This window comes from Synechocystis sp. PCC 6714 (genome assembly GCF_000478825.2).
Lineage (GTDB): Bacteria > Cyanobacteriota > Cyanobacteriia > Cyanobacteriales > Microcystaceae > Synechocystis.
The window spans coordinates 1,556,552-1,579,929 of record NZ_CP007542.1 but is presented as its reverse complement, the minus strand read 5'-3'; the positions used below and the strand labels follow the sequence as shown (position 1 = coordinate 1,579,929).

Genomic DNA, 23,378 nt, shown 5'->3' with positions numbered 1-23,378 from the left:
TTCCCTACCTTGCTATCCTCTGCCCCCCAACAAACCGATGCTACCCTGGCGGAGCTAAAAAACTTAGCCCAAACCCTACTGCCCCGGCTGGTGGAAATCCGTCGCCATCTCCATGCCCATCCAGAGTTAAGCGGCCAAGAATATCAAACGGCAGCCTATGTGGCGGGGGTGCTGTCCTCCTGTGGCCTCCACGTCGAAGAGGCGATCGGTAAAACGGGGGTGCTGGGACAATTACCAGGCCAAGGGATCGATTCCCGACTGTTGGCTATCCGCACCGATATGGACGCTTTACCCATCCAGGAAATGGTCAATCTCCCCTTTGCTTCTCGCCATCTGGGAGTAATGCACGCCTGTGGCCACGATATTCACACCACTTTGGGTTTAGGTACGGCCATGGTGCTGTCCCAAATGACCGATAAGTTACCGGGGGATGTCCGTTTTTTGTTTCAACCGGCGGAGGAAATTGCCCAGGGGGCTAGTTGGATGATTCAAGATGGGGCCATGAAGGGGGTTAGTCATATTTTGGGGGTCCATGTTTTTCCTTCCATTCCCGCCCAGCAGGTAGGCATTCGTTACGGTGCGTTGACCGCGGCGGCGGATGATCTGGAAATTTTTATCCAAGGGGAATCGGGGCACGGCGCTAGGCCCCACGAGGCGATCGACGCCATTTGGATTGCGGCCCAAGTAATCACAGCCTTGCAACAGGCCATTAGTCGTACCCAAAATCCCCTGCGGCCCATGGTGCTTTCCCTGGGGCAAATTAGTGGTGGCCGAGCCCCCAATGTGATTGCCGACCAAGTCCGCATGGCCGGCACAGTGCGGTCGCTCCACCCCGATACCCACGCCCAACTGCCCCAATGGATTGAAGGTATTGTAGGCAGTGTGTGTCAAACCTATGGTGCTAAGTACGAAGTCAATTATCGTCGAGGAGTGCCTTCAGTACAGAACGATGCCCAGCTAAATAAATTGTTAGAAAATTCCGTGCGGGATGCCTGGGGAGACGAAGCCTTACAAATTATCCCCGAACCATCCCTAGGGGCAGAAGATTTTGCTTTGTACCTAGAACACGCCCCCGGAGCTATGTTTCGCCTAGGCACCGGTTTTGGCGATCGCCAAGTGAATCATCCTTTGCACCATCCCCGCTTTGAAGCAGATGAAACGGCAATTTTAACGGGGGTTGTCACCCTCAGCTACGCCGCCTGGCAATATTGGCAGAATATCGCAATTTAACAATTTAAAATACTAAATTAACTCCTAGAAATTAAAGGACGATGCTGGACATTAAACTCTCGTTACAGCCGGATACGGAGCAAAAGCTTAAGACCATTCTCAGCAGTGGTATTGACAATGAAAGATTTGCTCAAAGCATCATTAATTACCAGATTCAAGAAATGCAACGGGTGATTTTGAATTTGAGAATTGAACTAGATGAGTTTGAAAGAAAATATCAAATGTCATCGGAGCTATTCTATGAACAATTTTCCCTCGGAATTTTGAACGATGAAGCAGACTTTATGACTTGGTCGGGTTTAGTGGAGTTAATTCGCAACAATAAATCGCAACTTCAATCTCTACAGTAGACTGCGATTTATCTGAAAGAGTAAAGATAGAAGAATTAGATTAGAATTCATAATTTATGACCCGTTGATATCGGCTAATAAAATCAGTAACTCGGCTTTTTTCATCTTCGAGTAACCAGAATATCCTCTCTCCCTTGCGATTTTTTTGAGTTGGGCTGTAGTTAATGTTCTTAAATCATCTGGCGATTCTGTTTCTTCATTAGAGATAACACGAATTTCAGGAATAGTGTAAAAAACCTCTTTGAAAATATCCAATTTTTTGCCATTAGTTATGCCGCATTTAAGGGCAACGATATCCTTAAGATTTTCTTGCCAATATTGACGGTCAGCATTGGCTATTTTATCTAGTGCAAGGGCAACTTTTACACCAGATAAAGGATTGATAGGACGATTAACTAAATAGTCAAGGGCAAGCTTAATTTCATCCCTACTCGCTGTTGTTAAGTTTACTTTGGGGACAATTTCCTTGGTTAAAAGCTGAGACGATTGCTGTACAAACTCATTGTTGTTAGCAACAATGCACCAAATCTTTCTTAACCCTGCTTCCCTCACCGCCGCTAAAGTAAAAATATTGGCAACGGCGACAAAGCTACTTTCTCCCGTTTGCTTAACAACTAAAGGAATCCAATTTCTTCCCCCACAAAGATTAATTGATTCTGCCGCTTTTGCAACTAAAAATTGATGGGCTTTCGTTGGAAAAAGTGGTTCAATTTCGTCAATATCAAGATGCAGTAAGGCGCCAATTTCCTGTTTCATTAGATAAAGTACTCCTCAATTAATTGTTTGTAATGACTGCGAGCAACTTTGCTGGTAAAGACAGCAGGGCGATAGGAAAATGCTATGGATGAAATATAAGCATAGTTAGGAATCGTAAAAATTGTTTTATCTTCCTGGGCATCAGTTAATTTAGGGAAGAAAAAACTGGTTAAATCAATTTGGTCTTCCAATTTAACCATTTCGATTATCTCCTGAATTGCTTGTTGAGCTTGCTTTTTAGATGCCTCCGTTATATTTTCACCGTTGAAAAAGATAGATAATGGTGTCGGATCGGCTAATTCTGGATTAAATGCTCTTCTTTCACTGCCCAATTGGGGCAAAATTTGTCTTATGGCCATTGCGGCATTTTTAAAAGAGCTAATGCTGTTATGTTTTGATGGCATTAAAATCACATCAGCGGCGACAATAGCTTCCCTAGTAAAGTAATTATCTCCTGGCGGAGCATCAATGATAATGTAATCGTAATCGTCGACAAACTGAGAAATTATGCTTCTCAAGATGCCTTTTTTCTGCTTGAGTAATTCATGGGAAGCTTTACCTAAAAAACTATCGTCAGCAGGGAGAACATCAAAACAGTTATAAAACTTTGAGTTTTTCAGTTTAATTTTATATTTGGAAATAATGTTTTGTTTATTGATCTTGTCATTCTTGAAATCTTCAAAATATTCAGATAGTCTTATTTTACTTGGTTCTATTTTGAGCAAATCAGTCAAATCTTTTTGATTTGGATCAAAGTCAACCAATAAAACTCTTTTTGCATAACCTTCAGGCTCAGGAATGCAAAGAGTTCCTGCTAAATTAATAGCCGTCGTTGTTTTCCCTACTCCCCCTTTATTATTGTATAAAGCAACCGTTAAAGCTCGACGGTTAGTTTTCATATATTGACCGATTAGGTTAACTGTTTGATCAATATTGTCCGGCGTTAATTCGATGTTAGTTGTGAAGGGATAAACTGTTCTACCGTGACGACGAAAAAGTTGAATATGCCTACCATTCGTTATTATTCCCCACTTTACTTTTTTACAGTTGGTTGCACTGGGGTCCAAATATCTCTTGAGTTGGGCCACAGCCGCTAGGTAACTTTTACTGTTTGAACTTAAATCTACTGTGTTACGTTTAATTTCAACAATTATTTCCGCTTCGTTCAATGTGTGAGAAAAAATATCTTCGCCGTAATTTTTTCTGCCTGCAACATCAACAAATTGTAAGCCATTACCAACTTTATATTGTTGTACAACTTCGCCATCTGAATAGGAAAAGTTCCACTTGGCCATCATTTCTGGAATAATCAGACGCCCTACTATGTCAGCTTCGTAGGCCATTGGTGGAAGATTGGATAAAGCTTGTTTAAGAGATGAATCGGACATTGTACTAATTGAGTGTGAAGGTTAGTTGATTGGGGATCTTGTTAGCATCAAAAATAGTTTTTTGTAATTTACAAGGAAAGCTGAGGGGAAAAATCATGCACATCCATGCCCCGAACTAATTCAAACGAGTATTCATAAGTTTAGAAATTATAGTAACTCAAAAAGACTATAAAAATTTGTAAATTATAAATTTATTTTTTAGGTCTGGAGAGATTCTCTCCCCGGCTATGGTCAGGGTTTCCATCCAGCACAATGTTAAGTTTTATGTATAGGTTTAACGTTCCTGGTACGCCGGATAATGAAAGTAGACTAATTTAACTGCCCAGATTTTTAGCTAAAAATGACCCATTCCCCTGAATCCAATCCGACTTTGAGCGCCACCGAAGCCGCTGAACTGATCCGTTCCCTGTTGCATAAAGAGGGGACCTGGGTGGATTGGGGGAAAAAATGTCAGCAATTGCAGAAGTCCGGTTACGGTGCCGAGGAAATTTTTGAGCAGTCCGGCTTCCAAAAAGTGCAACAAAATTTGGTCATTGTGGCCAGCCAGGTCTATGAAAGTCTGGTCAAACAAGGTACCGATGAAGCGATATTGGCCTATTTCCGTGGCCCCAAAAGCGATGTGCTCTACGAGCTACGCATCCTTAACCACCAACAACGGGCGATCGCCGCAGTGGAGGCCCAACAGAAAAACTTGGCCGCCGATGAAGCAAAGGAATTGGCCAAAGCATTTCAGGAATTTGGTTACCTGTCTCAACTGCCGGAAGGTTTTACTGACCATCCCGGGGACGCATTGGCCTATCAGTGTTGGAAATTGGCCCGGCAAAAAAAGAACTTACCAGAAAGAACCCGTTTAATTGTTAAAGGATTGAAATTTGCCCATTCCCCCAGCGCCCGGCAGGCGATCGAAAAATTACTCAGCGATTTAACTGCCCAGCCCAGCCGTAAAGCTCCCCTGGTGCCGGTGTTTCGCCTTGAGGAAGACCAGGAAGCGGCCCGACTCATTCCAGTGGCGGGAACTTTTCCCCTCCAGCCCGAAGAAGTGCAAATAGTTCAGCCTTTGGAGCAACAAGAACCCTTTGGGATGGTGCATTACCAAGGAAATGGAGCGGTGGTGCCGGTGCCTCAGTGGCAAGCAATTTTGACCGCCGAAGATCCGGTGGCTATTTTCTGCCAAGCGGGGGAAGTGTCGGAATCCCTAGCCCGTAAGGATGAACAGGTTTTAGTGGTGGTGGATCGCAGCAAAAAAACTTGGAATGATGGCAGTTATTTTCTGCTCAGCCAAGGGGAAAGTGTGGGCATTCAATGGTGCGAAACGGAGCCGGAAAGGGAGATCTTAGCCCAGGTGGTGTTGGTACTGCGACCGAAGAAAATTTTCGATGCCAACAACCTCCGGGAACCCTGGCAAATGGATGATTAGACTGGCGGTTTGCCCATCAGGAGAACATCCCAGAGCCAAAAATCTTGCAGTAAGCTAAAGGGAAAAGTTTCAGTTGCTCCCCATGCGTATCGACCTTTCCTTGCTGTTAAGTGACCAGAATTTGGATGCTGGGGCCCCCACCAGTCAGCGGCAGTTGCGGATAGCTGTGGCGGCCAAAGCGGACGACCATGATCGCCGGTTGCCCCTGAATTTGTGCTTGGTATTAGACCACAGCGGTTCCATGGATGGCCAACCCCTGGAAACGGTCAAAAGTGCGGCCTTGGGGTTAATCGATCGCCTGGGGGAAGAGGATCGTCTTGCGGTCATTGCCTTCGACCATCGGGCCAAAATTGTCATTGAAAATCAACAGGTGCGGAACGGAGCGGCGATCGCCAAAGCAATTGAAAAGTTAAAAGCGGAAGGGGGCACCGCCATTGATGAGGGGCTAAAACTGGGTATTCAGGAAGCAGCTAAAGGTAAGGAAGACCGGGTTTCCCACATTTTTCTGCTTACCGATGGGGAAAATGAGCATGGGGATAATGACCGTTGTCTGAAATTGGGCACCGTCGCATCGGACTATAAATTAACAGTCCATACCCTTGGTTTTGGCGACCATTGGAACCAGGACGTATTGGAAGCGATCGCCGCATCGGCCCAGGGCAGTTTGAGCTATATCGAAAATCCCAACGAAGCATTGCATACCTTTCGTCAACTGTTCCAACGCATGAGCAGTGTGGGACTAACCAATGGCCATCTCCTGCTGGAATTAGCGCCCCAAGCCCATCTCGCCACCGTCAAACCCGTGGCCCAGGTCTCCCCAGAAACCATGGATTTAACCGTACAAAGCCAAGGGCAAACCTGGGAAGTGCGTCTGGGGGATTTGATGACCGACCAGGAAAGGGTCTTACTACTCAACCTTTACCTAGACCAATTGCCCCCGGGCCGCCACGTCATCGGCCAAGTAAAAATCCGCTACGACGATCCTGCATCAGGACAAACTAATCTACTTTCCGACCCGTTGCCCTTGACCATTCAGGTACAAACCCAGTACCAACCCAGCACCGATGCCCAGGTCCAGGAATCCATTCTCACCCTGGCTAAATATCGTCAGACCCAGATTGCCGAAACCAAACTCAAAGCCGGCGATCGCCAAGGGGCGGCCACCATGCTCCAAACCGCCGCCAAAACCGCTCTGCAAATGGGGGACAAAAACGGAGCTACTATTCTACAAACCAATGCCACCAGACTTCAATCCGGGGAAGATTTGTCTGAAGGCGATCGGAAAAAGACCCGCATGGTCAGCAAAACCACCCTCCAAGCCCCCCAGGGTGACGGCTGATGATCGCTTGGTATATTTGCATTAACACAATTGTTTGAAATATTGAGAAAAAACTGTTCCCAACCAGGGTGAGTCTTGGTTTTTCCTTGCTACTCCAATCTATGCCGGGGCACTGGCCACCTTAGCTAATCCTTTTTGATAGCGCTTTAGCTCTAGGCTCCGGGGACCATAAACCCCCTCTATTTGTTCTTCGCAACAATGGTGAGCAAACTCATCAAACTCCGCCGGAGCAACGGCAAACATACGGGCAAAATTATCTGGTTTTACCCGACAAAAACTAGGTCGGTCTGGATAAATTTCACAGAGGCGATCGCCATGGTTGTAATTAATGCACCAACCATCTTCCCCCACCAAACTGAGGTAAAGGTTTAATTCCTCCGGGGTGAGATATTGGTCTAAATCCGGCCGATCTTCCGGGGTGAGATTACAACAGGCGCCACACCCCTCCATACAATACCAAGTTGCCATGGGCAGACTCCTTTCTTTACATAACTTTATGTATTTTTGTAACGGCAAGTCCTGGGGACGAAACCAACCCAGCTATTATAGACATTGGTTTTATTATCTTTGCTTGCCTTGAGTCTAGCCAGCAATTTTTAACAGGAGAAATTATGGAATTATTAGCCGCCCTCAATTTAGAACCTATTTTTCAGTTAACTTTCCTTGGCCTCATCGTCATTGCCGGCCCGGCAGTTGTTTTTGTTTTGGCTTTTCGGGGCGGCGATCTGTAGGCCATCCCAACCTGGCCCGCTGGGGCGATCAACCTTCCTGTGGGGAGGTTTTTTTTGGCCCCCATGGATAGAATAGAGGTCGGGGATAAATATTGCGGACTATTTTAAACGAATATTTAAATATTCAAACTTCCCAGATCATCAGAACACGCTGACCAATCCTAGGGCGCTGACCAACCAATGTTCACCACCAACTCCTTTGCTGATTTTGATAGTGCGGCCCAGGCGGCATTGACCTATCTCCACCAACGGATGGGATTGTCCCTGTGGATGATTACCCGTACAGAAATGGACGATTGGATCGTGCTCCAGGCTAAGGATAATGGCTACGGAGTCAAACAGGGGGATGTGTTCCATTGGGCCGATTCGTTTTGCTCCCGCATGGTGAGGGGAGAAGGGCCCAACATTGCCCCCCAATCAAATTTGATCGAGGCCTATCGCGATGCCCCCATTGGTCAACAGGTGGACATTGGCGCCTATGTGGGGGTGCCCATTACCTATGGCAACGGTTCCCTGTTTGGTACCCTCTGTGCCATTGATCCCGAAGTTCAGCCCGACAGCCTGGTGGACGAGTTGCCTTTGGTGGAGCTCATCGCCCAATTGCTGAGTACCATCCTAGATTTTTTCCTCAAAGCAGAAATAACTTCCCGACGGGAAGAGTATCAACAACTTCTGAGGGAACAGGATGGAACCACTGGGTTTTATAGCCGCTCCGGTTGGGAAAAGTTGTTGGGCAGCGAGGAGATTCGTTGCCAGAAATTTGGCTTCCCAGTGAGTGTAATTATCGTTAATGTGGAAGCGGCGAAGCCCCAGGCAAAAGAGCCCATTAATGACTTGATTGTGCAACGGTCTGCCAAAATTATCAAAACCATTTGTCGCCAAGACGACTTCTGTGCCCGCATTGGGGAAAGGGAATTTGCCATCCTTTGCATTGAGTGCCATATCAGCCAGGCGGATTTTATTCGGGAAAGGTTAGCCTTAGGCTTTGAGCAAGGCAAGATTACGGTGGACATAGGCATTGGGGAGCGCTCCCCCCAAACAGGACTCCTCGATGCGGTGCAGACGGCGATATCCGAAGCCCAAGAAAAGAAAAAATTAAGGGTTAAGATGGAGGTTGAACACTTTTGAAACAGGCTTCCCACAACTTGCTGATCTCGGTTGAACCATCGATCCGGCAGTGGCCATGGCCCCCAGGCGATCGCCACGATTCACTCAATCGGGTGAGTTGAGGGCCCTAAATTTTGGTTTAGAATCGTAGATACAGTGAGGTCAAGAAATAAGCAGAACTCGACGCGATTTCCTCCTCACACACGAAAATCTGATTACCGTCCTCCGGGGCGGTTTTTTTCTAAGAAGAGGGCAAAATGGGAAAGGTGTTTTCCTCTGAGTTTTGCTTTCCATGGCCGCCGATGCTCCTTCCCCTGTTGTTAGTTCTCCTTCCCCAGCGGCCCCCGTTAGTAATCCAGGACGATTGCTAGGGTTACTGACCGCCCTACTGTATGCCTTGTTTACCCTGTTGCCCAACGGCAATAGCTTGATGGTGGGTTGGCCATGGGTATTTATTTGGCAGACTTGGCTGGGGTTGATAGTTCTCTGGTACCTGTGGCAAATGGGGCAAAACAAACGTCTAGTTCCCCTGGGCATGGGGGCTGATTGGTTAGGATTGGGGGCGGCGATCACCGTAATTATCAATGTTTTGGCGGCGGATTTTCCCCAACAGTCCCGTTGGTATGGCTGGATATTTTTGGCTTTTCTGGCCGGTTTATATGGCCTAAGAAGCTGGCTAAAAGTTCAACCCAAACCCCTGGTAACCATTAACAAAGTATTGACTTTTCAAGGCTATTTAGGCTTTACCTTTATCATTATTAGCCTCTTGCTGTGGTTGACCCAAACCCTAATTCCTTTCTGGCAAACGGCGGCGATCGCCAGGGAAATGGGCGTTAGCAAAACCTTTAGCTTTGGGGTGTTGGAATTGCAGAATTGGGCTCCCATTGGTCACCAAAATTATGTGGCGGGCTATTTGGTCTTAATTTTGCCTTTGTTGAGTGTTTTAACCTGGTTGAATGAAGGCAAAAAACGTTGGTTTTGGGCCACTGGTTTATTACTGGGCTTAATTGATTTTTACACCACCAGTTCCCGGGGAGGATTGTTGGGTCTAGCCACTTTATTATTCCTTGCTATTATCGGCATTGCTCTGCTCCGTCAATTACCCTGGCCATGGTGTTTGGGCCTAGGCGGTGTGGCGATCGCCATGGTGGGATTTTTCATTGGCACCAATGACCGTTTGCTCAGCAGTTTTACTGGCATTATGGAGGGGCAAGGGTCGGGGCAGTTTGCCTATCGTTTAATCAATTTTGAGATTGGTTGGCGCATGGGTTCAGCCCATCCTTGGACTGGCATTGGTTTGGGGAATGTACCTCTGCAATACCAACTTTATCGGCCAGCATGGGCGGGACGGGAATCGGAATTTATTTACCAATTGCACTCCACCCCAGCCCAACTATTTGCGGAATTGGGAATTTGGGGCATCTTAATTCCTTCACTGTTAACCACTGGTTTAATTTGGCAATTGATTTGTAGTTTAAAAATAAGCAAAACCGTTGGGGATATCCAAGTTAAAAGTGTCGATAAGGATAATCAGTTAAGAAAAATTCTAATTTGGACCCTCACCAGTGCCCTATTAGCCTACGGAGTAACCAGTTTAACGGACTATCAACTAGATAATATTTGCATCAGCGGCGTTATTGTTATTTATCTCGCCTGTTTACTGCAACTTTGGCCGCCTCAACAGGAAATTCCCAAACCCCATCGTTTTGCCCGGCCATTGTTCTTTGCTGGCATTGCTTTACTGTTGGCGATCGCCATTTGGTTATTTCCCATTTTGCGGGCTTGGCAATTATCGGAAACAGCCTTCCGAGCTTTAGCCGCAAAGAACATACCGGCTTTCACCGATTACCTTTCCCAAGCGGAAAATCTGGCCCCCTGGGAAGCCTATTACCCCACCCAGTTGGGCTGGAATTTGGGCAATATTGCTTTGACCACGGCAGATCCCCAACAACGCCAGGAATTGGTCACTAAGGCGATCGCCGCCTTTGAACGGAGTGGGGAAGTTTCTCCCCACCAGGAATTTACCCATAACAATTTGGGCTGGTTGGCACTGGGGCAAAATCCCAGCCAAGCAAGTCAAGCCTTTGCCACCGCAAGTCAGCTGGTGCCGGCTAAACGGGGCGTATTTTTTGGCTTAGGGCTGAGCCTGTTGGTGCAACAAAAGTTGGACTTAGCCATCACGGCCTTTAGTTTGGAGTGTTTGCGGGACCCCCTCTTTATCACGAATCCCCTTTGGCGAGGTCCCAATTTTGCTCGACTCTACCCTCCGTTAATTGAAAAAATACAGTCAACCCTGCACCAACTACGGCAGGAAAACCAAGCTGATGCTGATTTTCAAACCCTACTGCGAAAAATTCAGGGAGGAATTTATTGGTGGTTAGGACAATTTCCCCAGGCGGAGGGGGAGTTAACCCAAGTTGGCGATCGCCAGAGTCAGGCTTTACTGGCATTGAGCAAAAATCCAGAGCGCATTGAAGAATATTTTCCCCTGTTGTCCGAGCCGGCGGCCAAAGTGGTACAGGCTTGGCAAAATCCAGCCCAAGCCCAGGAATTGATTAATCAAGCTTGGTTCCAGGTCAGTGAAACGCCCATGCCGGAACCGTTACTGCAACAAACCCTAGGTTCCCTGCGGGAAGCACCGGACTTTTACACTTGGCTCAGGGATTACGCTCCCATACTCCAGTACCGTCGCCAAAGATTAGGCTTTGGGGTTAATCTGCGCCACATTGACGGCCCCAACCCCAGCGACTTTTACCAAGTGACGGAGAATCTCCCCCTCGTAACCTGGTTTCCGTTTATGTTTCCCTCCCCCATCCTCGCCCCAGCCTTGGACAATAACCTCCAGCCTTTGCGACAAGAACTCTGGCAGGCGATCGCCAAAGTTTAATTATTTTAAGTATGCAACCGAGGAAACTGGCTTCGTTTTGGCTACTGGCCCCGGTGGTCCTATTAATGCTTGGAGCGCTTTACCAACTAAATTCCTCATCTCCTGATCTGGAAACTTCTGCCCCAGCAACGACGGAAACAATTAGGCTGACCGTTTCAGCGGCGGCCAGTTTGCAAACTGCCATGGAAGCCTTAGATCCCACTTTTGCATCAGCCCACCCCACCATTGAGGTGAACTATAACTTTGCCGCTTCTGGCACACTGCAACGGCAAATTGAGCAGGGGGCCACCGTTGACCTGTTTATTTCCGCCGCCCCTAAACATATGGATGCTTTGCAGGGCAAAAATTTAATCCTCAAGGATACCCGTCGTAATTTACTCAGCAATAGCCTGGTGTTGGTTGTGCCCCAGGACTCCACCTTAAAAATCAGAGAATTTCGGCAACTAACCGATCCTGCCGTTAAGCGCATTTCCCTGGGAGAACCCCGCAGTGTTCCCGCCGGACAGTATGGGGTGGAAGTGTTCACCAATCTAGGTATTTTGCCCCAGTTAAAGCCCAAATTTGTCTATGGCAACTCAGTGAGGAATGTTTTAAGCACCGTTGAGAGTGGCAATGCCGATGCTGGGATTGTTTACGCCACCGATGCCCAAATTTCTGCTCAGGTAACCACGGTGACCACGGCCCCGGCTGATTTACACACTCCCATCGTTTATCCGATCGCCGTCATGGCTGCCAGCGTCCACCCAGAAGCGGCCCAGATCTATAGCAAATTTCTTACTAGTAAGGCGGCCCAGAACGTTTTTAGTCAATATGGTTTTAGTCCAAGCGAATAAGGCCATCCGTGAAATTGCCCTATATCCTCCCATCATGGTCACCGACCTAACTCCCCTTTGGATTTCCCTCAAAACTGCAAGCTTGGCCACCATGGTCACCTTCCTGCTTGGCATTGCGGCGGCCCATTGGATGTTAGGCGATCGGAGTCCGTGGAAATCGGTAATAGATAGCATTTTCATCGCCCCTTTAATTCTTCCCCCCACCGTAGTTGGCTTTTTGCTGTTGTTATTGTTGGGTAAAAATTCCCCGCTGGGAAAAATTATGGCCCAGTTCGATGTCACCATCGTCTTCACCTGGTACGCCGCTGTAATTACCGCCACTGTTGTTTCCTTTCCCTTGATGTACAAAACCGCATTGGGGGCATTTGAGCAGGTGGACCCCCATCTTCTACAGGTGGCCCAAACCCTAGGAGCTTCTAAAAAATACATTTTTTGGCGGGTTTTACTGCCCCTTTCCATGCCCGGCCTTTTAGCGGGTACAACCCTAGCCTTTGCGCGTTCCCTGGGGGAATTTGGCGCTACTTTGATGCTGGCGGGCAATATTCCCGGACAAACCCAAACCATCCCCATGGCCATCTACTTTGCCGTGGAAGCGGGGGCTATGGATCAGGCCTGGCTATGGGTTGGCATTATTTTAGTCATTTCCCTGTCTGCCATCATGGCTGTCAATGTGGTCCAGGGCCAGCACGGGAGCAAAACCCGGAGTCAACTGCCCCAAGGAAATCCATCGGCGGGGTATTTAACGATCGCCCCCCAAAGCACTGGATGGAAAAGTCATCCCCTTCCCTGGTCAGATGCAGACAAAGCCGAGCCGGCTATTCAGGTAAATATTCAGAAACAGTTAGGACAATTCAATTTAGATGTAACGTTCATGGCCCAAGGGGAAACGGTGGGATTGTTGGGGGCATCGGGTTCCGGGAAAAGTATGACGCTCCGTTGTATTGCTGGCTTGGAAACCCCCACCCAGGGCAAGATTATCCTCAACGGCCGCACCTTATTTGACTCTGACCAGGGTATTAATGTACCCAGTCGTGAGCGTAAAGTCGGCCTAGTATCACAAAACTATGCCTTATTCCCCCATCTCACAGTGGCCGAGAATATTGCCTTTGCCCTGGGACACCTGCCTCCCCAACGGCGATCACCCCGGGTCCAGGAACAACTGAGGTTAGTGCAAATGGAGGCCATGGGCGATCGTTATCCCCATCAACTATCCGGTGGCCAACAACAGCGGGTCGCTTTGGCCCGGGCCTTAGCTTCTGAACCAAATATTTTGTTACTAGATGAGCCCTTTTCTGCCCTAGATACCCATCTGCGCCATGAATTAGAAAAACAATTGCTCAAAATCCTCTCCGGTTATCAAGGATTCACCCTGTTCGTTAGCCATAATTTGGAAGAAACCTATCGACTCTGCCAGCAATTACTGGTACTCAGCCAAGGGCAAGTGGTGGCAGCGGGCAACAAACAAGCCATTTTCGATCGCCCTGGTACCCTAAGCATTGCCCAACTAACGGGTTGCAAAAATTATTCTCCCATTCAAGTCATCGATCGCCATACAGTCCGGGCCCTAGAATGGAATTGCACTCTTCAAACAACGGAACCCGTTTATCCCCAGCAAACCCACATTGGTATTCGGGCCCATCAAATTAAGTTCTTGAATTCTTCTGCTCAACACCCATCCCCCACTAACGTCTTTCCCGGTTGGGTGGCCTGGACCAGTGAAACTCCCCATCGCATGACGGTCTATTTGAAGTTGGGGACTCCCGCCATTGATGCCGACGACTACCATGTGCAGGCGGAGGTCTTCAAAGAAAAATGGGAAATCCTGCGTCATTGTCCCCAGCCTTGGTTGGTACATCTAGATCCCCGGCGGTTGATGCTTTTAACCTCGGATTGAGCAGTGGGAAAGATCGTTCAATTGTTTCTTATGTTACGTCCATTGTCGGCAGAGGGATTATGAAAAAGGAACGACTTTAGTTTAAACTAGGGAATGGGTAAACTTGTAGGTCACAACTATTACTCAGGGGAGAGGGATTATGAACAAAAATGAGGCAATTGAATTTGCCACTAAGCTTGGATGGACGAAGGCTGACGCGAAAAGAGCCTACCAGGAGCTAAATGTTGATTTTTCCAATCTTCAATCCACTTTAGAATACTACAGACACGAGTACGGCATAGAAGATATTACAGATAAAGATATTGCCATTATTTCCCTTGTATTAGCTGATTTTGCTGGGGAAGTTTTATTGGATAGACAAAGAAAACAAGCGGTCCAGAAAGCTGAGGTGACGAAAAGGAAAAAAGAAATTCAAGAAATCCAGCAAAACCATGTGGAAGAAATCTCTAATCTTAAAGAAGAAGTTAAAGCCCAAGAAGGTTTACTGATGGAGTTCATTGTCAAACTATATGGTATTGCTAGAAATATAGGCTTAAAGCCTGAGCCCTGGGTTGAAGCAATGATTTCAGCATATGAGGATGATAAAAATGGAATTAATAACACAAAAGCAGTTGGTTGATCTCGGGTTAACTAGATATGTAACCAAACAAATTGTTACTCAACTTACCCCTATCACAAAAATCAAAAGAGCCAATGCTTATAACGTCCAAGAAATTATTGTGTCCATAGATAACTACCTCAACAAAAAGAGAATCAAACAAAATACAATAGACTCCCTTAAAAAGGTCAAAAACATCTTGGTGCCAACCCTAGATAATTTAGTCCAAGGGGAATTTGGAAGTGATGACATTTCAGAAATTGGTAATTTAGCACAAAAAATCATGGCCAAATCAAGCCAGATAAATAGAAAAATAGCTAAGTTAGAAAGAAGATCCCAGGAAATAAAAGGTCGTTATGGAAAAAAATGATTTTCGGGAATTATACTATCAATACAGAATGGCTAAATCTAGAGTCATGGCTGGTTTAGCAAATCTTGACGACAGGGTGGCACGTATTAATCAATACTATTCTCCACGCCATCAGTTCAATTTATGGAGAAGTTCCCAAGACGGTAAAACTTGGAAGAGAGAACAACACAAAAAGCAAAAATATCGGTGTGCCAATCCTAATTGTGATTTTGTCCACCAAGAACCAGAATATTTTGAAGTAGATCATATTAAACCAATTAAAACCCATCCCCATTTAGCAGTGGATGAGAAGAATTTACAATTACTTTGTCCCCCCTGCAATAGACGCAAAGGTCCATCGGACAAGGAAATTTAAATTCCCATTTACACCTCTGTCTATGGTGATAAACCCACAAAATTTTTCAAAGTCAGAAGAGTCAAGAGAAAAAATAGGGATGGCCAAACAAATTCTGAGATAGGCTAGAAGTTATTATTTCCGGGTAGTGTATGACTGTTGATATCAAGACCACCCTGGTCACCATCCCTAACCAAGATTTACAAATTGCGGGCTATTTGGCCGAGCCAGTGGCCGTGGGTCAATATCCTGTAGTGATTGTGCTTCAAGAAATTTTCGGGGTTAATAGCCATATCCGGGACGTGACAGAACGCATTGCTAAAGAAGGTTACGTGGCGATCGCCCCGGCCATTTACCAACGCCAAGCTCCAGGCTTTGAAACTGGTTACACCCCAGAGAGCATTGAAGCGGGCAAAAAACTCAAAGATCAAACCAATAGCGCAGAAATTTTCAGTGACCTGGAAGCCACCATTGCCTATGGGTTGAGTTTACCCAGTGCTAAACCCGGCGGAGTCGGATTAATTGGCTTTTGTTTTGGCGGCTGGATCGTCTATTTAGGGGCTAGTTTACCCACAGTCAAAGCCACAGCATCCTTTTATGGTGCGGGCATTCCCCATTGGGCCCCAGGGTCAGCGGAACCGCCCATTGCCTATACCGATAAAATCCAGGGTACTTTATACGCCTTCTTTGGTTTGGAAGATGCCAGCATTCCCATGGCGGATACGGAGCAGATCGAACAAGCTCTGACTAAGTATCAGGTGAACCATAAAATCTTCCGTTACCCCGGTGCGGACCATGGCTTTTTCTGTGACCAAAGGGCCAGCTATAACGCGGAAGCGGCCGCCGATGCTTGGCAAAAGGTGAAACAACTCTTTCAAACTGCATTGCCGTGAAATTTCTGATTCTCAACGCCGGTTCCAGTAGCCAAAAAAGTTGTCTCTATGACCTTCCTGGCGATCACCTACCGGAGACGATACCGGAGCCCTTATGGGAGGCTTTCATTGATTGGACGGTGTTGGCAAATCAGGGGCGGTTAACGGTGGAAACTGCTGGCCAAAAACAAGTGATCATTCTGGAAACTGGCGATCGCCAACAAGGTATAGCCCGAATGTTGGACACCCTGGTAACGGGGGATGATGCAGTGTTGAAAAGTTTGGCAGAGATTGACCTGGTGGGCCATCGAGTGGTCCATGGAGGAACGGATCATGCCGAAGCCACTTTGATTACTCCGGCAGTGCAACAGGCCATTGCAGACTTAATTCCCCTGGCTCCAGCCCATAATCCTGCTCACCTAGAGGGCATTGAAGCAATCAGCGCACTGTTGGGGGAAGTGCCTCAGATTGCTGTGTTTGACACCGCTTTTCACCGCACCATTCCCGCCCCCGCCGCCGAATATGCCATTCCCCAAGCCTGGACTAATTTGGGCATCCGTCGCTACGGATTCCACGGCACTAGCCATAAATATTGCGCCCAAAAAACAGCGGAGATTTTAGGTAAACCCTTGGCGGATTTAAAACTAATTACCTGTCACATCGGCAACGGAGCTTCCCTAACGGCGATTAAAAATGGGGTCAGCATCGATACCACCATGGGATTCACTCCCCTAGAAGGACTGATGATGGGGGCCCGCAGCGGTTCCATTGACCCAGCCATTGTGCTATTTCTGCAAGAAACCCAGGGTTTAACCCCAGCGGAAATCAACACCACCTTAAATAAAAAATCCGGTTTATTGGGAGTTTCCGGGCGATCGGCGGATTTACGCGCCATTTTGCAAGCCAAAGCCCAAGGTAATGCCCAGGCCCAATTAGCCTATGCCATGTATATCCATCGTTTTCGTCGTTGTTTGGGGGCAATGGTCGCTTCCCTCGAAGGTTTGGATACGTTAGTTTTTACCGCTGGGGTGGGGGAAAATGCTACCACTGTGCGGGCGGATGTTTGCCAAGGGTTTGAATTTTTAGGTTTAAAACTTGATCCAGAGTTAAACGACCGATCGCCAAGGGATACTGTCATTTCTACCCCCGACTCCCCGGTGAATGTGGTGATTATCCATACGGAAGAAGATTGGGCGATCGCCCAGGACTGTTGGCACTGGTGGCACCGGCAGGAAATAGATCTCAAAACCGAGGAAAATATTAGAAAATAAACTAGATCTCACAGTTGTATTGGGCTAAATTTCCTTGGCTAGAGTCCGCATCCGCCAACACGTTAATCCCCTCAGTGAAAAATATCGGCAGGTGCTGGCCTGTCCCGATTGGGTCACCGTTTACGACAATGTTTACCGACCATTACATTTAGACATTGGCTGTGCCCGGGGTCGCTTTCCCCTCAAAATGGCCCAGCAATACCCCGATTGGAATTTTTTGGGGGTGGAAATCCGTCAACCCCTGGTGTTGGAAGCCAACGAAACCGGCGATCGCCTGGGGTTTAAAAATCTCCATTATCTCTTTGGCAACATCAACGTGGAGCCAGAAAAATTCTTCTGCGCTTTGCCCCCCACCCTGCAACGGGTCAGCATCCAATTTCCCGACCCCTGGTTTAAGCAACGGCACAATAAACGCCGGGTGGCGCAACCGGAACTGGTCATGGCGATCGCCAACGCTTTGCCTCCGGGAGGGGAAGTTTTGCTCCAATCCGATGTGGAACCCGTAGCCCAAGATCTGAAAGATCGTTTTGCTGAAAATGGCAGTTTTGTGTTCACCCATGCAACCCCCTGGCTGGAGGAAAATCCCCTGGGGGTGCCCACGGAAAGGGAAATTGCCTGTTTTAACTTGCAACGTCCGGTATACCGCTGTTTATTGCAACGAATTCCTTAGTCGGTGACAATTTTTCCCCGAAAAACCAGGTAATTGTAGATGTTGTAGAACAGCAAAATGGGGATCAGAAAACCGATGAAGGTCAGCATAAACACCAGGGAACTGGGGGCCGCCGCCGCTTCATAGATGGTGACACTGGGGGGAATGATATTGGGAAAAATAATGAAGCCCAAACCGATGAAGGAAAGGGAAAAGACTAAAAACGTCCAGATAATAGGGGTATTTTCTTCCCACAGGTACAGACTCCGCAACAATAACCCAATTAGCCCTAATCCCAGTAAAGGAATGGCGGCAAAAACATACACCAACGGAGCGGTAAACAATTGGGCCCTGGCCTCTTCCGAAAAAGCTGGGGTGCTAACGGTAATGAACACTGCCCCCGCTAACGTGGTCCAAGTGGCGATCGTCGCCGTTTTGAAGTAGGTTTTTTGCAATTCCCCTTCGGTTTTCAAAATTAGATAGGTGGAGCCGATCAGCACATAGCCCTGGATGAGGGTGAGGGCAACAATGACCGATCGCCAGGTGAACCAATCCCACATGGTGCCTGCAAAATGTCCCTGGGCATCGACGGTAATGCCTTCAAACACACTGCCGAGGGCAAAACCTTGACCCAATGCGGCCAGGAAACTACCTACTCCAAAGGCAATATTCCAAACCAATTTGCGATGGGCATTTTCCCGAAACTCAAACGAGACAGCCCGGAGAATTAAACCCACCACCATAACTACAGCGGGTAAATAAAGGGCATTCAAAATGGTGGCGTAGGCCAGGGGAAAAGCGCCAAATAATGATCCCCCCATCAAAACCAGCCAGGTTTCGTTGGCATCCCAAACGTTACCCAAACTGGTCATGAGAATACTGCGGCGTTCCTCCGTGGAAGCGGTGAGGGATAAAATACCCACCCCCAGATCAAAGCCGTCCAGTAGGACATAAAGAAAAAGGAAAAGCCCCAAAATGAAAAACCACACCTGGGGTAAAAAATGTTGTAGCGGTTCTAAAGGCCCCATGGTTCCTACTCCTTAATTTCGACAACTTCAGCAATGTCAGCGGGGCGGCGGTCAGTGGCGTGCTTGGTAACATTGCCCCAAAGGGAAGCTTCCGAACCCCGGGGAGCAGGCAAATTCAGGTCGGGGCCGTTGCGGATAATGCGACTGCCAAAGTAAAGAGTGGCAATTAAAAAGACAATGTACATTGCGCTCAGCCCCGTTAAGGAAAAGAGAATTTCACCGGGGGGCAAATTGGAAGCGGATTCCGCTGTACGCATTTCTCCATAAACGATCCAGGGTTGCCGGCCTACGCAACGGACAATCCAACCTGTTTCCACCGCTAAATAACCCAACGGGGCGGCGAAGACCCAGGCCCGCAATAACCATTTTTGTTGGCTGATGGTTTCTGGGCTCAGTTTACCCCGTATCCATTGCACTACTGTTATAGCCATCAAGGCCGCAAAGAATAGTCCAATGGCCACCATAATCCGGAAAGAATAGTAAATTAAACCCACCATGCGGGGGCGATCAACCGGGGCCCATTGCTTCAGGCCCTGAATGGGTTTATCCAGTTGGGGTTTGAGTTCCAAAATATAGCTCAATGCTCCGGGAATGCTCAGTTCCCAATCATTTTTTTCGGCCTGATCATTGGGTAGAGCTACCACACTCCAAGCCGCTGGGGTTTGGGCTGGTACCGTTTCCCACAGAGCTTCCATGGCCGCTAATTTAGCCGGTTGGTGGACAGATACCTGCTCTGCGCTTAGGTGACCAATGAAAATTTGCAGAGGGGCCACCGCCATCACCACCACTAAAATTACCTGCAAAGAGCGGGCAAAAAATTGCGGTTGACGACCGGTGAGAATACACCAAGCACTGATACCCCCAATAACAAACATAGAGGTTTCTAGGGTGGCAAAAAACATATGCAAGAAACTGTTGACCATAAACGGATTAGCGATCGCCGCAAAATAGTCCTGCACCACAAATTTTCCGTCAACAAAAATGCCTCCGGCGGGGGTTTGTAACCAGGAATTGGCTGAGAGAATCCAAAAGGTGGAAAGATTGGCTCCAATGGCCACCAAAATAGTGGCAAGGTAATGAATTAATGGGGGAACTCGGTCCCAACCAAATAGCATAATGCCCAAAAAGCTAGCTTCGAGCATAAAGGCCATGGTGCTCTCAAACCCAAGCACTGTGCCGAAAAAATCCCCTACGGATTCCGAAAAAGGGGCCCAGTTGAGACCAAATTGAAATGCCATGGGTAAACCGGTGGCTACCCCAATACCAAAATTCAAAACGTAGAGCCGAGCCCAAAATCGAGCATGGTGATAATAGTCTAAATTACGAGTTTTGAGCCATAATCCTTCGATAATTACTAAATAAATACCCATACCGGTGGTTAATACCGGCCAGAGCATATGAAAAATGGCAGTAACGGCAAATTGTAGCCGCGACAATGCCACCGTATTACTCAAAAAATCTTGCATTGTCAAAGAATGCTCCTAAATGGTTTCCTGATAGTTAGAGTTAAAAAAAACAGAGGTTTTTGCCCATTCTATCCCCTGTCCAAAACTAGCAGAAACCAATGGGAAAGTCTCTGTATTATCAGCTACATTCCCCTTTTCTTCTTCGAATCACTATTGTCTATATCAAGGGTTGAAAATCTGCTCCGGGGTTAGCGCCAGTTCCGAAAACGTAGGGGATATTAGAGTTTCTTGCCCCTGAAAAGCTTGGCAATCGTAAACCCCTTCGGCATTGAGGGTATAAATGGAAACGGTGGGTTGCTTGGGTTCCCCCAAAATATCCCGACTGCCGATCGCCAGATAGTCAACAATCCAGTATTCTTTGATCCCAAGGCGTTGATATTCGTCCAATTTATCGAAATAATCCGTTTCCCAATTACTGGAAACCACTTCCACTGCCAACTGAATCGGCTCGGTTAAAGCACCCAAAGTGCCACGATTTGATCGCCATTGGTCCCGATCAATTACACTAATATCGGGTATGCGGCCGTAGGTTGTGGTTTTCTTCTTTGTCACCGGAGTGCGAATATAAACCTCTTGACGGACAACGTAATTGAGATCCAGCCGATCCACTTCCCGATCAAGCATTTTGGTGAGAAAGGCAGCAATGTCGATGTGTTCGCGGGTGTTTACCATTGCAATAATCTCTCCATTGACCCATTCAAAGCGGCCTTCCTCGGGGCACTGCTTCAAAAATTGGTCAAAGGTTTGGGGAGCAGAGGTTTGAACGGTTTTGACAACGGTGGGGATAGTCATAATTATCTGATTCTCTCCGCACGGTGGTGGTTAATCCTAATCTAACGGCCCTGGGGCACGGCCTGGGGAGCAACAGCCGGACTCTCCGATGCTTGGGGGCTAATCTCCAATGGCTCCTGTCCTGGATCATCCGTGAGCAGACCCACACGGGGTACGGGCCAAAAACGGACAAAGGCACGGCCGAGTAATTTTTCCCGAGGGACAAAACCCCAGTAATGGGAATCGTAGCTGTTGTTGCGGTTATCCCCTAGCACTAAATATTGATCTTCAGGCACTTTCACCGGGCCGTACTCGTAGCTGGGGGGGGCGGCAATATAGTCTTCGTCCAGCATTTCTCCGTTGACGTAAACGTTACCCTGGGAAACCCTAACCTCGTCCCCCGGTAAGCCGATGATGCGCTTGATGAAGGCATCGTGGAAATTTTTTTCCTTGAGGGCGTCGGTGGGGTTAAACACTACAATTTCCCCCCGCTCGGGGTCCCGCAATCGGTAACTGATCTTTTCAATGATCAGGCGATCGTTAATTTGGAGGGTGGGCTCCATGGAGGAGGAGGGAATGTAACGAGCTTCGGCCACAAAAGTCCGAATACCGATCGCCAGAATAACCGCGGTGACCATGGTTTTGCCCAATTCTAGCCAAGTGTTTTCCGGAGGGCTTTCCTTCTTTTTGGTGGTTTCGCGGACAATATTTTCGGTCATAGTGGGGCCGGGAAAAGTGGGGGAATTTATCTTAACTTGTTCCAGTCTAGTCGCAGTCTTCCTCTTCCTCTTCCTGATGAAACTTTGGCGATCGGGCCAGCAACTGTTCCGCTTCTGGACAATCTTCGGAAATTAATAGTTCATGACCAAGGCGGGAAACGGAAGCCAACTTGCGGTTAACGGAGCCGATACTTTCCAGGCGCACCATTTCTTCCCAGGCACAGACCTCATCTTCCTCTTCCGTCTCGTAGCGGAAAGTCACTAAATCCCCCTCCAATGTCAGAATTTTGGCATTTTCCACCCACCTTTGTTGGTCCCTTAGGTAAAGACTGACCTCGTGGCCATCGGTACAAAGTTGATAGATTTTCCGGTGTAGCATGGGCAAGCTCCTAGATAGCAGTGGGGGGACAGAACGGGGCGAAATAAAGCCTTAGGGTGCCTGTCTTGGGAAATACTGGTGGGAGGTTGGTGCCGGATGGGCCGAAAGATGGGCCAGAAAAAGTAGCATATGCAGGTCGAGAGAAAAATCCCCAGTGGGAGAAACTTACGAGAATTTTAACGCAAATCAGTGGAAACCTGGGTCCCTTGGTCAGATCCCCGCCGTGGTGTCACCGTCTAATTTTGGAATGCCTTCTCCACTGTCCAATGGCGATCGGAAGATTGGTAAAGTCGGGGAGCAAAGTTTGATCCATTATCTCCGCCCCAGCCCAACTGCTCGAGATAGTCTTGCACTTCGGCTATGGTGAGGGAAGCATGGAGAGAGTCAGCAAAAAGTTTCCTTTGCCGGTCATTGTAATCAGAACCGATCGCCGTTACCAATTCGGCCAATCTTGCTTGGGACTCCGGGCGAATTAAATCCCTAATTAATAGAAAACCGTGGGGTTTCAGTACCCGTTTCACCTCCCGCAAAAAATCTAACGGCCGGGGCAGATGGTGACAAAGGCTATTGGCAATCACTCCGTCAAAGGAACCATTGGCATAGGGCAACCGCTTGGCATCGACAAATTCCAGGCAAATCTGTGCTTCACACCCCGCATCAATGACGTTTTCCCTGGCGATCGCCAACATGGAACGGGCAAAATCAATGGCTGTAATTTGCCATCCAGGACGTAGCTGGGCGAGTAAAATGGGAATGCGGGCCGTACCAGTACCAGCGTCTAACACCGTGCCCCGGGTTGGGCCCAATTGGCAAGCCCTCTCGGCAAAAGCGAGATTAACTGCTCGAAAATCCATGGCATCGTAGTCCAGCGCCTCTGCTTCGGTATCCATCACCTCTGGCTCAAGGATTCTTTCCAACATGGATTAATTACTCCGATTAGTTGCCCTGTCATTCTGACATCCTCCCATGGCGGAATCAAAGGGCATACT

The 23,378-nt window shown here is 47.8% G+C and carries 24 protein-coding genes; 15 read left to right on the top strand and 9 right to left on the bottom strand.

Annotated features, from left to right (window positions below):
- Positions 1–45: 45 nt before the first annotated feature.
- A complete protein-coding gene (locus D082_RS07065; protein WP_028948541.1) occupies positions 46–1,230 on the top strand; it encodes a M20 family metallopeptidase in 1,185 nt (394 codons plus the stop codon).
- Positions 1,231–1,271: 41 nt separating this feature from the next.
- Positions 1,272–1,580, top strand: a complete 309-nt coding sequence (locus D082_RS07060; RefSeq protein ID WP_028948540.1) for a hypothetical protein — start codon at positions 1,272–1,274, stop codon at positions 1,578–1,580.
- Positions 1,581–1,634: 54 nt separating this feature from the next.
- On the opposite strand, the gene D082_RS07055 is transcribed toward D082_RS07060, so the two are convergent.
- Positions 1,635–2,336: a Rho termination factor N-terminal domain-containing protein gene (locus tag D082_RS07055; RefSeq protein ID WP_028948539.1), complete on the bottom strand. Its 702-nt coding sequence runs from the start codon at positions 2,334–2,336 to the stop codon at positions 1,635–1,637.
- On the bottom strand, positions 2,336–3,724 hold the full coding sequence (locus tag D082_RS07050) for a ParA family protein (protein WP_028948538.1): 1,389 nt from the start codon (positions 3,722–3,724) through the stop codon (positions 2,336–2,338). Before D082_RS07050 ends, D082_RS07055 begins: the two co-directional genes overlap by 1 nt.
- Positions 3,725–4,064: 340 nt before the next feature.
- Here D082_RS07050 and D082_RS07045 point away from each other — a divergent pair, with 340 nt between their 5' ends.
- Positions 4,065–5,141 carry a RuBisCO accumulation factor 1 gene (locus tag D082_RS07045; protein WP_028948537.1) on the top strand — a complete coding sequence of 359 codons (1,077 nt, stop codon included), beginning with the start codon at positions 4,065–4,067 and terminating at the stop codon, positions 5,139–5,141.
- 82 nt (positions 5,142–5,223) lie between these two features.
- A complete protein-coding gene (locus tag D082_RS07040) occupies positions 5,224–6,480 on the top strand; it encodes a VWA domain-containing protein (protein WP_028948536.1) in 1,257 nt (418 codons plus the stop codon).
- A 99-nt stretch (positions 6,481–6,579) separates the two neighbouring features.
- Here the strand turns inward: D082_RS07040 and D082_RS07035 are convergent, their stop codons facing one another.
- Complete coding sequence (locus tag D082_RS07035) at positions 6,580–6,948, bottom strand: YkgJ family cysteine cluster protein (protein ID WP_028948535.1); 369 nt, start codon at positions 6,946–6,948, stop codon at positions 6,580–6,582.
- Between the two features lie 143 nt (positions 6,949–7,091).
- On the opposite strand from D082_RS07035, the gene psb30 reads away from it, so the two are divergent.
- From psb30 to trmB, 11 genes are all read left to right on the top strand, one after another.
- A complete protein-coding gene (psb30, locus tag D082_RS17700; RefSeq protein WP_071880785.1) occupies positions 7,092–7,211 on the top strand; it encodes a photosystem II reaction center protein Ycf12/Psb30 in 120 nt (39 codons plus the stop codon).
- 180 nt (positions 7,212–7,391) lie between these two features.
- On the top strand, positions 7,392–8,339 hold the full coding sequence (locus D082_RS07030; RefSeq protein ID WP_028948534.1) for a diguanylate cyclase domain-containing protein: 948 nt from the start codon (positions 7,392–7,394) through the stop codon (positions 8,337–8,339).
- A gap of 271 nt (positions 8,340–8,610) precedes the next feature.
- The gene (locus tag D082_RS07025) at positions 8,611–11,205 is read left to right on the top strand and encodes an O-antigen ligase family protein (protein WP_028948533.1); all 2,595 of its coding nucleotides are present in this window, start codon (positions 8,611–8,613) and stop codon (positions 11,203–11,205) included.
- A gap of 182 nt (positions 11,206–11,387) precedes the next feature.
- Positions 11,388–12,038, top strand: a complete 651-nt coding sequence (modA, locus tag D082_RS07020) for a molybdate ABC transporter substrate-binding protein (RefSeq protein WP_238546875.1) — start codon at positions 11,388–11,390, stop codon at positions 12,036–12,038.
- A gap of 34 nt (positions 12,039–12,072) precedes the next feature.
- Complete coding sequence (gene modB, locus D082_RS07015) at positions 12,073–13,932, top strand: molybdate ABC transporter permease subunit (protein WP_028948531.1); 1,860 nt, start codon at positions 12,073–12,075, stop codon at positions 13,930–13,932.
- 139 nt (positions 13,933–14,071) lie between these two features.
- On the top strand, positions 14,072–14,551 hold the full coding sequence (locus D082_RS07010) for a hypothetical protein (RefSeq protein WP_028948530.1): 480 nt from the start codon (positions 14,072–14,074) through the stop codon (positions 14,549–14,551).
- The gene (locus tag D082_RS07005) at positions 14,520–14,900 is read left to right on the top strand and encodes a hypothetical protein (RefSeq protein ID WP_193386681.1); all 381 of its coding nucleotides are present in this window, start codon (positions 14,520–14,522) and stop codon (positions 14,898–14,900) included. The genes D082_RS07010 and D082_RS07005 overlap by 32 nt, the downstream gene beginning before the upstream one ends.
- The gene (locus tag D082_RS07000; protein WP_028948528.1) at positions 14,887–15,255 is read left to right on the top strand and encodes an HNH endonuclease signature motif containing protein; all 369 of its coding nucleotides are present in this window, start codon (positions 14,887–14,889) and stop codon (positions 15,253–15,255) included. Before D082_RS07005 ends, D082_RS07000 begins: the two co-directional genes overlap by 14 nt.
- 131 nt (positions 15,256–15,386) lie before the next feature.
- Positions 15,387–16,127: a dienelactone hydrolase family protein gene (locus tag D082_RS06995; RefSeq protein ID WP_028948527.1), complete on the top strand. Its 741-nt coding sequence runs from the start codon at positions 15,387–15,389 to the stop codon at positions 16,125–16,127.
- A complete protein-coding gene (locus tag D082_RS06990) occupies positions 16,124–17,377 on the top strand; it encodes an acetate kinase (RefSeq protein WP_051738736.1) in 1,254 nt (417 codons plus the stop codon). Before D082_RS06995 ends, D082_RS06990 begins: the two co-directional genes overlap by 4 nt.
- A gap of 34 nt (positions 17,378–17,411) precedes the next feature.
- Entirely contained in the window at positions 17,412–18,047 is a 636-nt protein-coding gene (gene trmB, locus D082_RS06985) for a tRNA (guanosine(46)-N7)-methyltransferase TrmB (RefSeq protein WP_028948526.1), read from the top strand.
- Here the strand turns inward: trmB and cydB are convergent.
- The 6 genes from cydB to D082_RS06955 all read right to left on the bottom strand — a co-directional run bounded on the left by cydB (position 18,044) and on the right by D082_RS06955 (position 23,309).
- Positions 18,044–19,054 carry a cytochrome d ubiquinol oxidase subunit II gene (gene cydB, locus D082_RS06980; protein WP_028948525.1) on the bottom strand — a complete coding sequence of 337 codons (1,011 nt, stop codon included), beginning with the start codon at positions 19,052–19,054 and terminating at the stop codon, positions 18,044–18,046. The two genes, trmB and cydB, sit on opposite strands and share 4 nt — an antisense overlap.
- A gap of 5 nt (positions 19,055–19,059) precedes the next feature.
- Complete coding sequence (locus D082_RS06975) at positions 19,060–20,520, bottom strand: cytochrome ubiquinol oxidase subunit I (protein WP_028948524.1); 1,461 nt, start codon at positions 20,518–20,520, stop codon at positions 19,060–19,062.
- Positions 20,521–20,682: 162 nt separating this feature from the next.
- Positions 20,683–21,312 (bottom strand): Uma2 family endonuclease, encoded by a 630-nt coding sequence (locus D082_RS06970; RefSeq protein ID WP_038530452.1) that lies wholly within the window; start codon positions 21,310–21,312, stop codon positions 20,683–20,685.
- Positions 21,313–21,353: 41 nt separating this feature from the next.
- On the bottom strand, positions 21,354–22,010 hold the full coding sequence (gene lepB / locus D082_RS06965) for a signal peptidase I (RefSeq protein WP_028948523.1): 657 nt from the start codon (positions 22,008–22,010) through the stop codon (positions 21,354–21,356).
- A gap of 46 nt (positions 22,011–22,056) precedes the next feature.
- Positions 22,057–22,389 carry a DUF6679 family protein gene (locus tag D082_RS06960; protein ID WP_028948522.1) on the bottom strand — a complete coding sequence of 111 codons (333 nt, stop codon included), beginning with the start codon at positions 22,387–22,389 and terminating at the stop codon, positions 22,057–22,059.
- Positions 22,390–22,625: 236 nt separating this feature from the next.
- Positions 22,626–23,309 carry a class I SAM-dependent methyltransferase gene (locus D082_RS06955; RefSeq protein ID WP_028948521.1) on the bottom strand — a complete coding sequence of 228 codons (684 nt, stop codon included), beginning with the start codon at positions 23,307–23,309 and terminating at the stop codon, positions 22,626–22,628.
- Between the last annotated feature and the right edge of the window lie 69 nt (positions 23,310–23,378).

Bases quoted from the DNA above. Each gene is read 5' to 3' on its own strand.
- D082_RS07060 (WP_028948540.1), top strand. From the start codon at position 1,272: ATGCTGGACATTAAACTCTCGTTACAGCCGGATACGGAGCAAAAGCTT.
- D082_RS07055 (WP_028948539.1), bottom strand. From the start codon at position 2,336: ATGAAACAGGAAATTGGCGCCTTACTGCATCTTGATATTGACGAAATT.
- D082_RS07050 (WP_028948538.1), bottom strand. From the start codon at position 3,724: ATGTCCGATTCATCTCTTAAACAAGCTTTATCCAATCTTCCACCAATG.
- D082_RS07045 (WP_028948537.1), top strand. From the start codon at position 4,065: ATGACCCATTCCCCTGAATCCAATCCGACTTTGAGCGCCACCGAAGCC.
- D082_RS07040 (WP_028948536.1), top strand. From the start codon at position 5,224: ATGCGTATCGACCTTTCCTTGCTGTTAAGTGACCAGAATTTGGATGCT.
- D082_RS07035 (WP_028948535.1), bottom strand. From the start codon at position 6,948: ATGGCAACTTGGTATTGTATGGAGGGGTGTGGCGCCTGTTGTAATCTC.
- psb30 (WP_071880785.1), top strand. From the start codon at position 7,092: ATGGAATTATTAGCCGCCCTCAATTTAGAACCTATTTTTCAGTTAACT.
- D082_RS07030 (WP_028948534.1), top strand. From the start codon at position 7,392: ATGTTCACCACCAACTCCTTTGCTGATTTTGATAGTGCGGCCCAGGCG.
- D082_RS07025 (WP_028948533.1), top strand. From the start codon at position 8,611: ATGGCCGCCGATGCTCCTTCCCCTGTTGTTAGTTCTCCTTCCCCAGCG.
- modA (WP_238546875.1), top strand. From the start codon at position 11,388: ATGGAAGCCTTAGATCCCACTTTTGCATCAGCCCACCCCACCATTGAG.
- modB (WP_028948531.1), top strand. From the start codon at position 12,073: ATGGTCACCGACCTAACTCCCCTTTGGATTTCCCTCAAAACTGCAAGC.
- D082_RS07010 (WP_028948530.1), top strand. From the start codon at position 14,072: ATGAACAAAAATGAGGCAATTGAATTTGCCACTAAGCTTGGATGGACG.
- D082_RS07005 (WP_193386681.1), top strand. From the start codon at position 14,520: ATGGAATTAATAACACAAAAGCAGTTGGTTGATCTCGGGTTAACTAGA.
- D082_RS07000 (WP_028948528.1), top strand. From the start codon at position 14,887: ATGGAAAAAAATGATTTTCGGGAATTATACTATCAATACAGAATGGCT.
- D082_RS06995 (WP_028948527.1), top strand. From the start codon at position 15,387: ATGACTGTTGATATCAAGACCACCCTGGTCACCATCCCTAACCAAGAT.
- cydB (WP_028948525.1), bottom strand. From the start codon at position 19,054: ATGGGGCCTTTAGAACCGCTACAACATTTTTTACCCCAGGTGTGGTTT.
- D082_RS06975 (WP_028948524.1), bottom strand. From the start codon at position 20,520: ATGCAAGATTTTTTGAGTAATACGGTGGCATTGTCGCGGCTACAATTT.
- D082_RS06970 (WP_038530452.1), bottom strand. From the start codon at position 21,312: ATGACTATCCCCACCGTTGTCAAAACCGTTCAAACCTCTGCTCCCCAA.
- lepB (WP_028948523.1), bottom strand. From the start codon at position 22,010: ATGACCGAAAATATTGTCCGCGAAACCACCAAAAAGAAGGAAAGCCCT.
- D082_RS06960 (WP_028948522.1), bottom strand. From the start codon at position 22,389: ATGCTACACCGGAAAATCTATCAACTTTGTACCGATGGCCACGAGGTC.
- D082_RS06955 (WP_028948521.1), bottom strand. From the start codon at position 23,309: ATGTTGGAAAGAATCCTTGAGCCAGAGGTGATGGATACCGAAGCAGAG.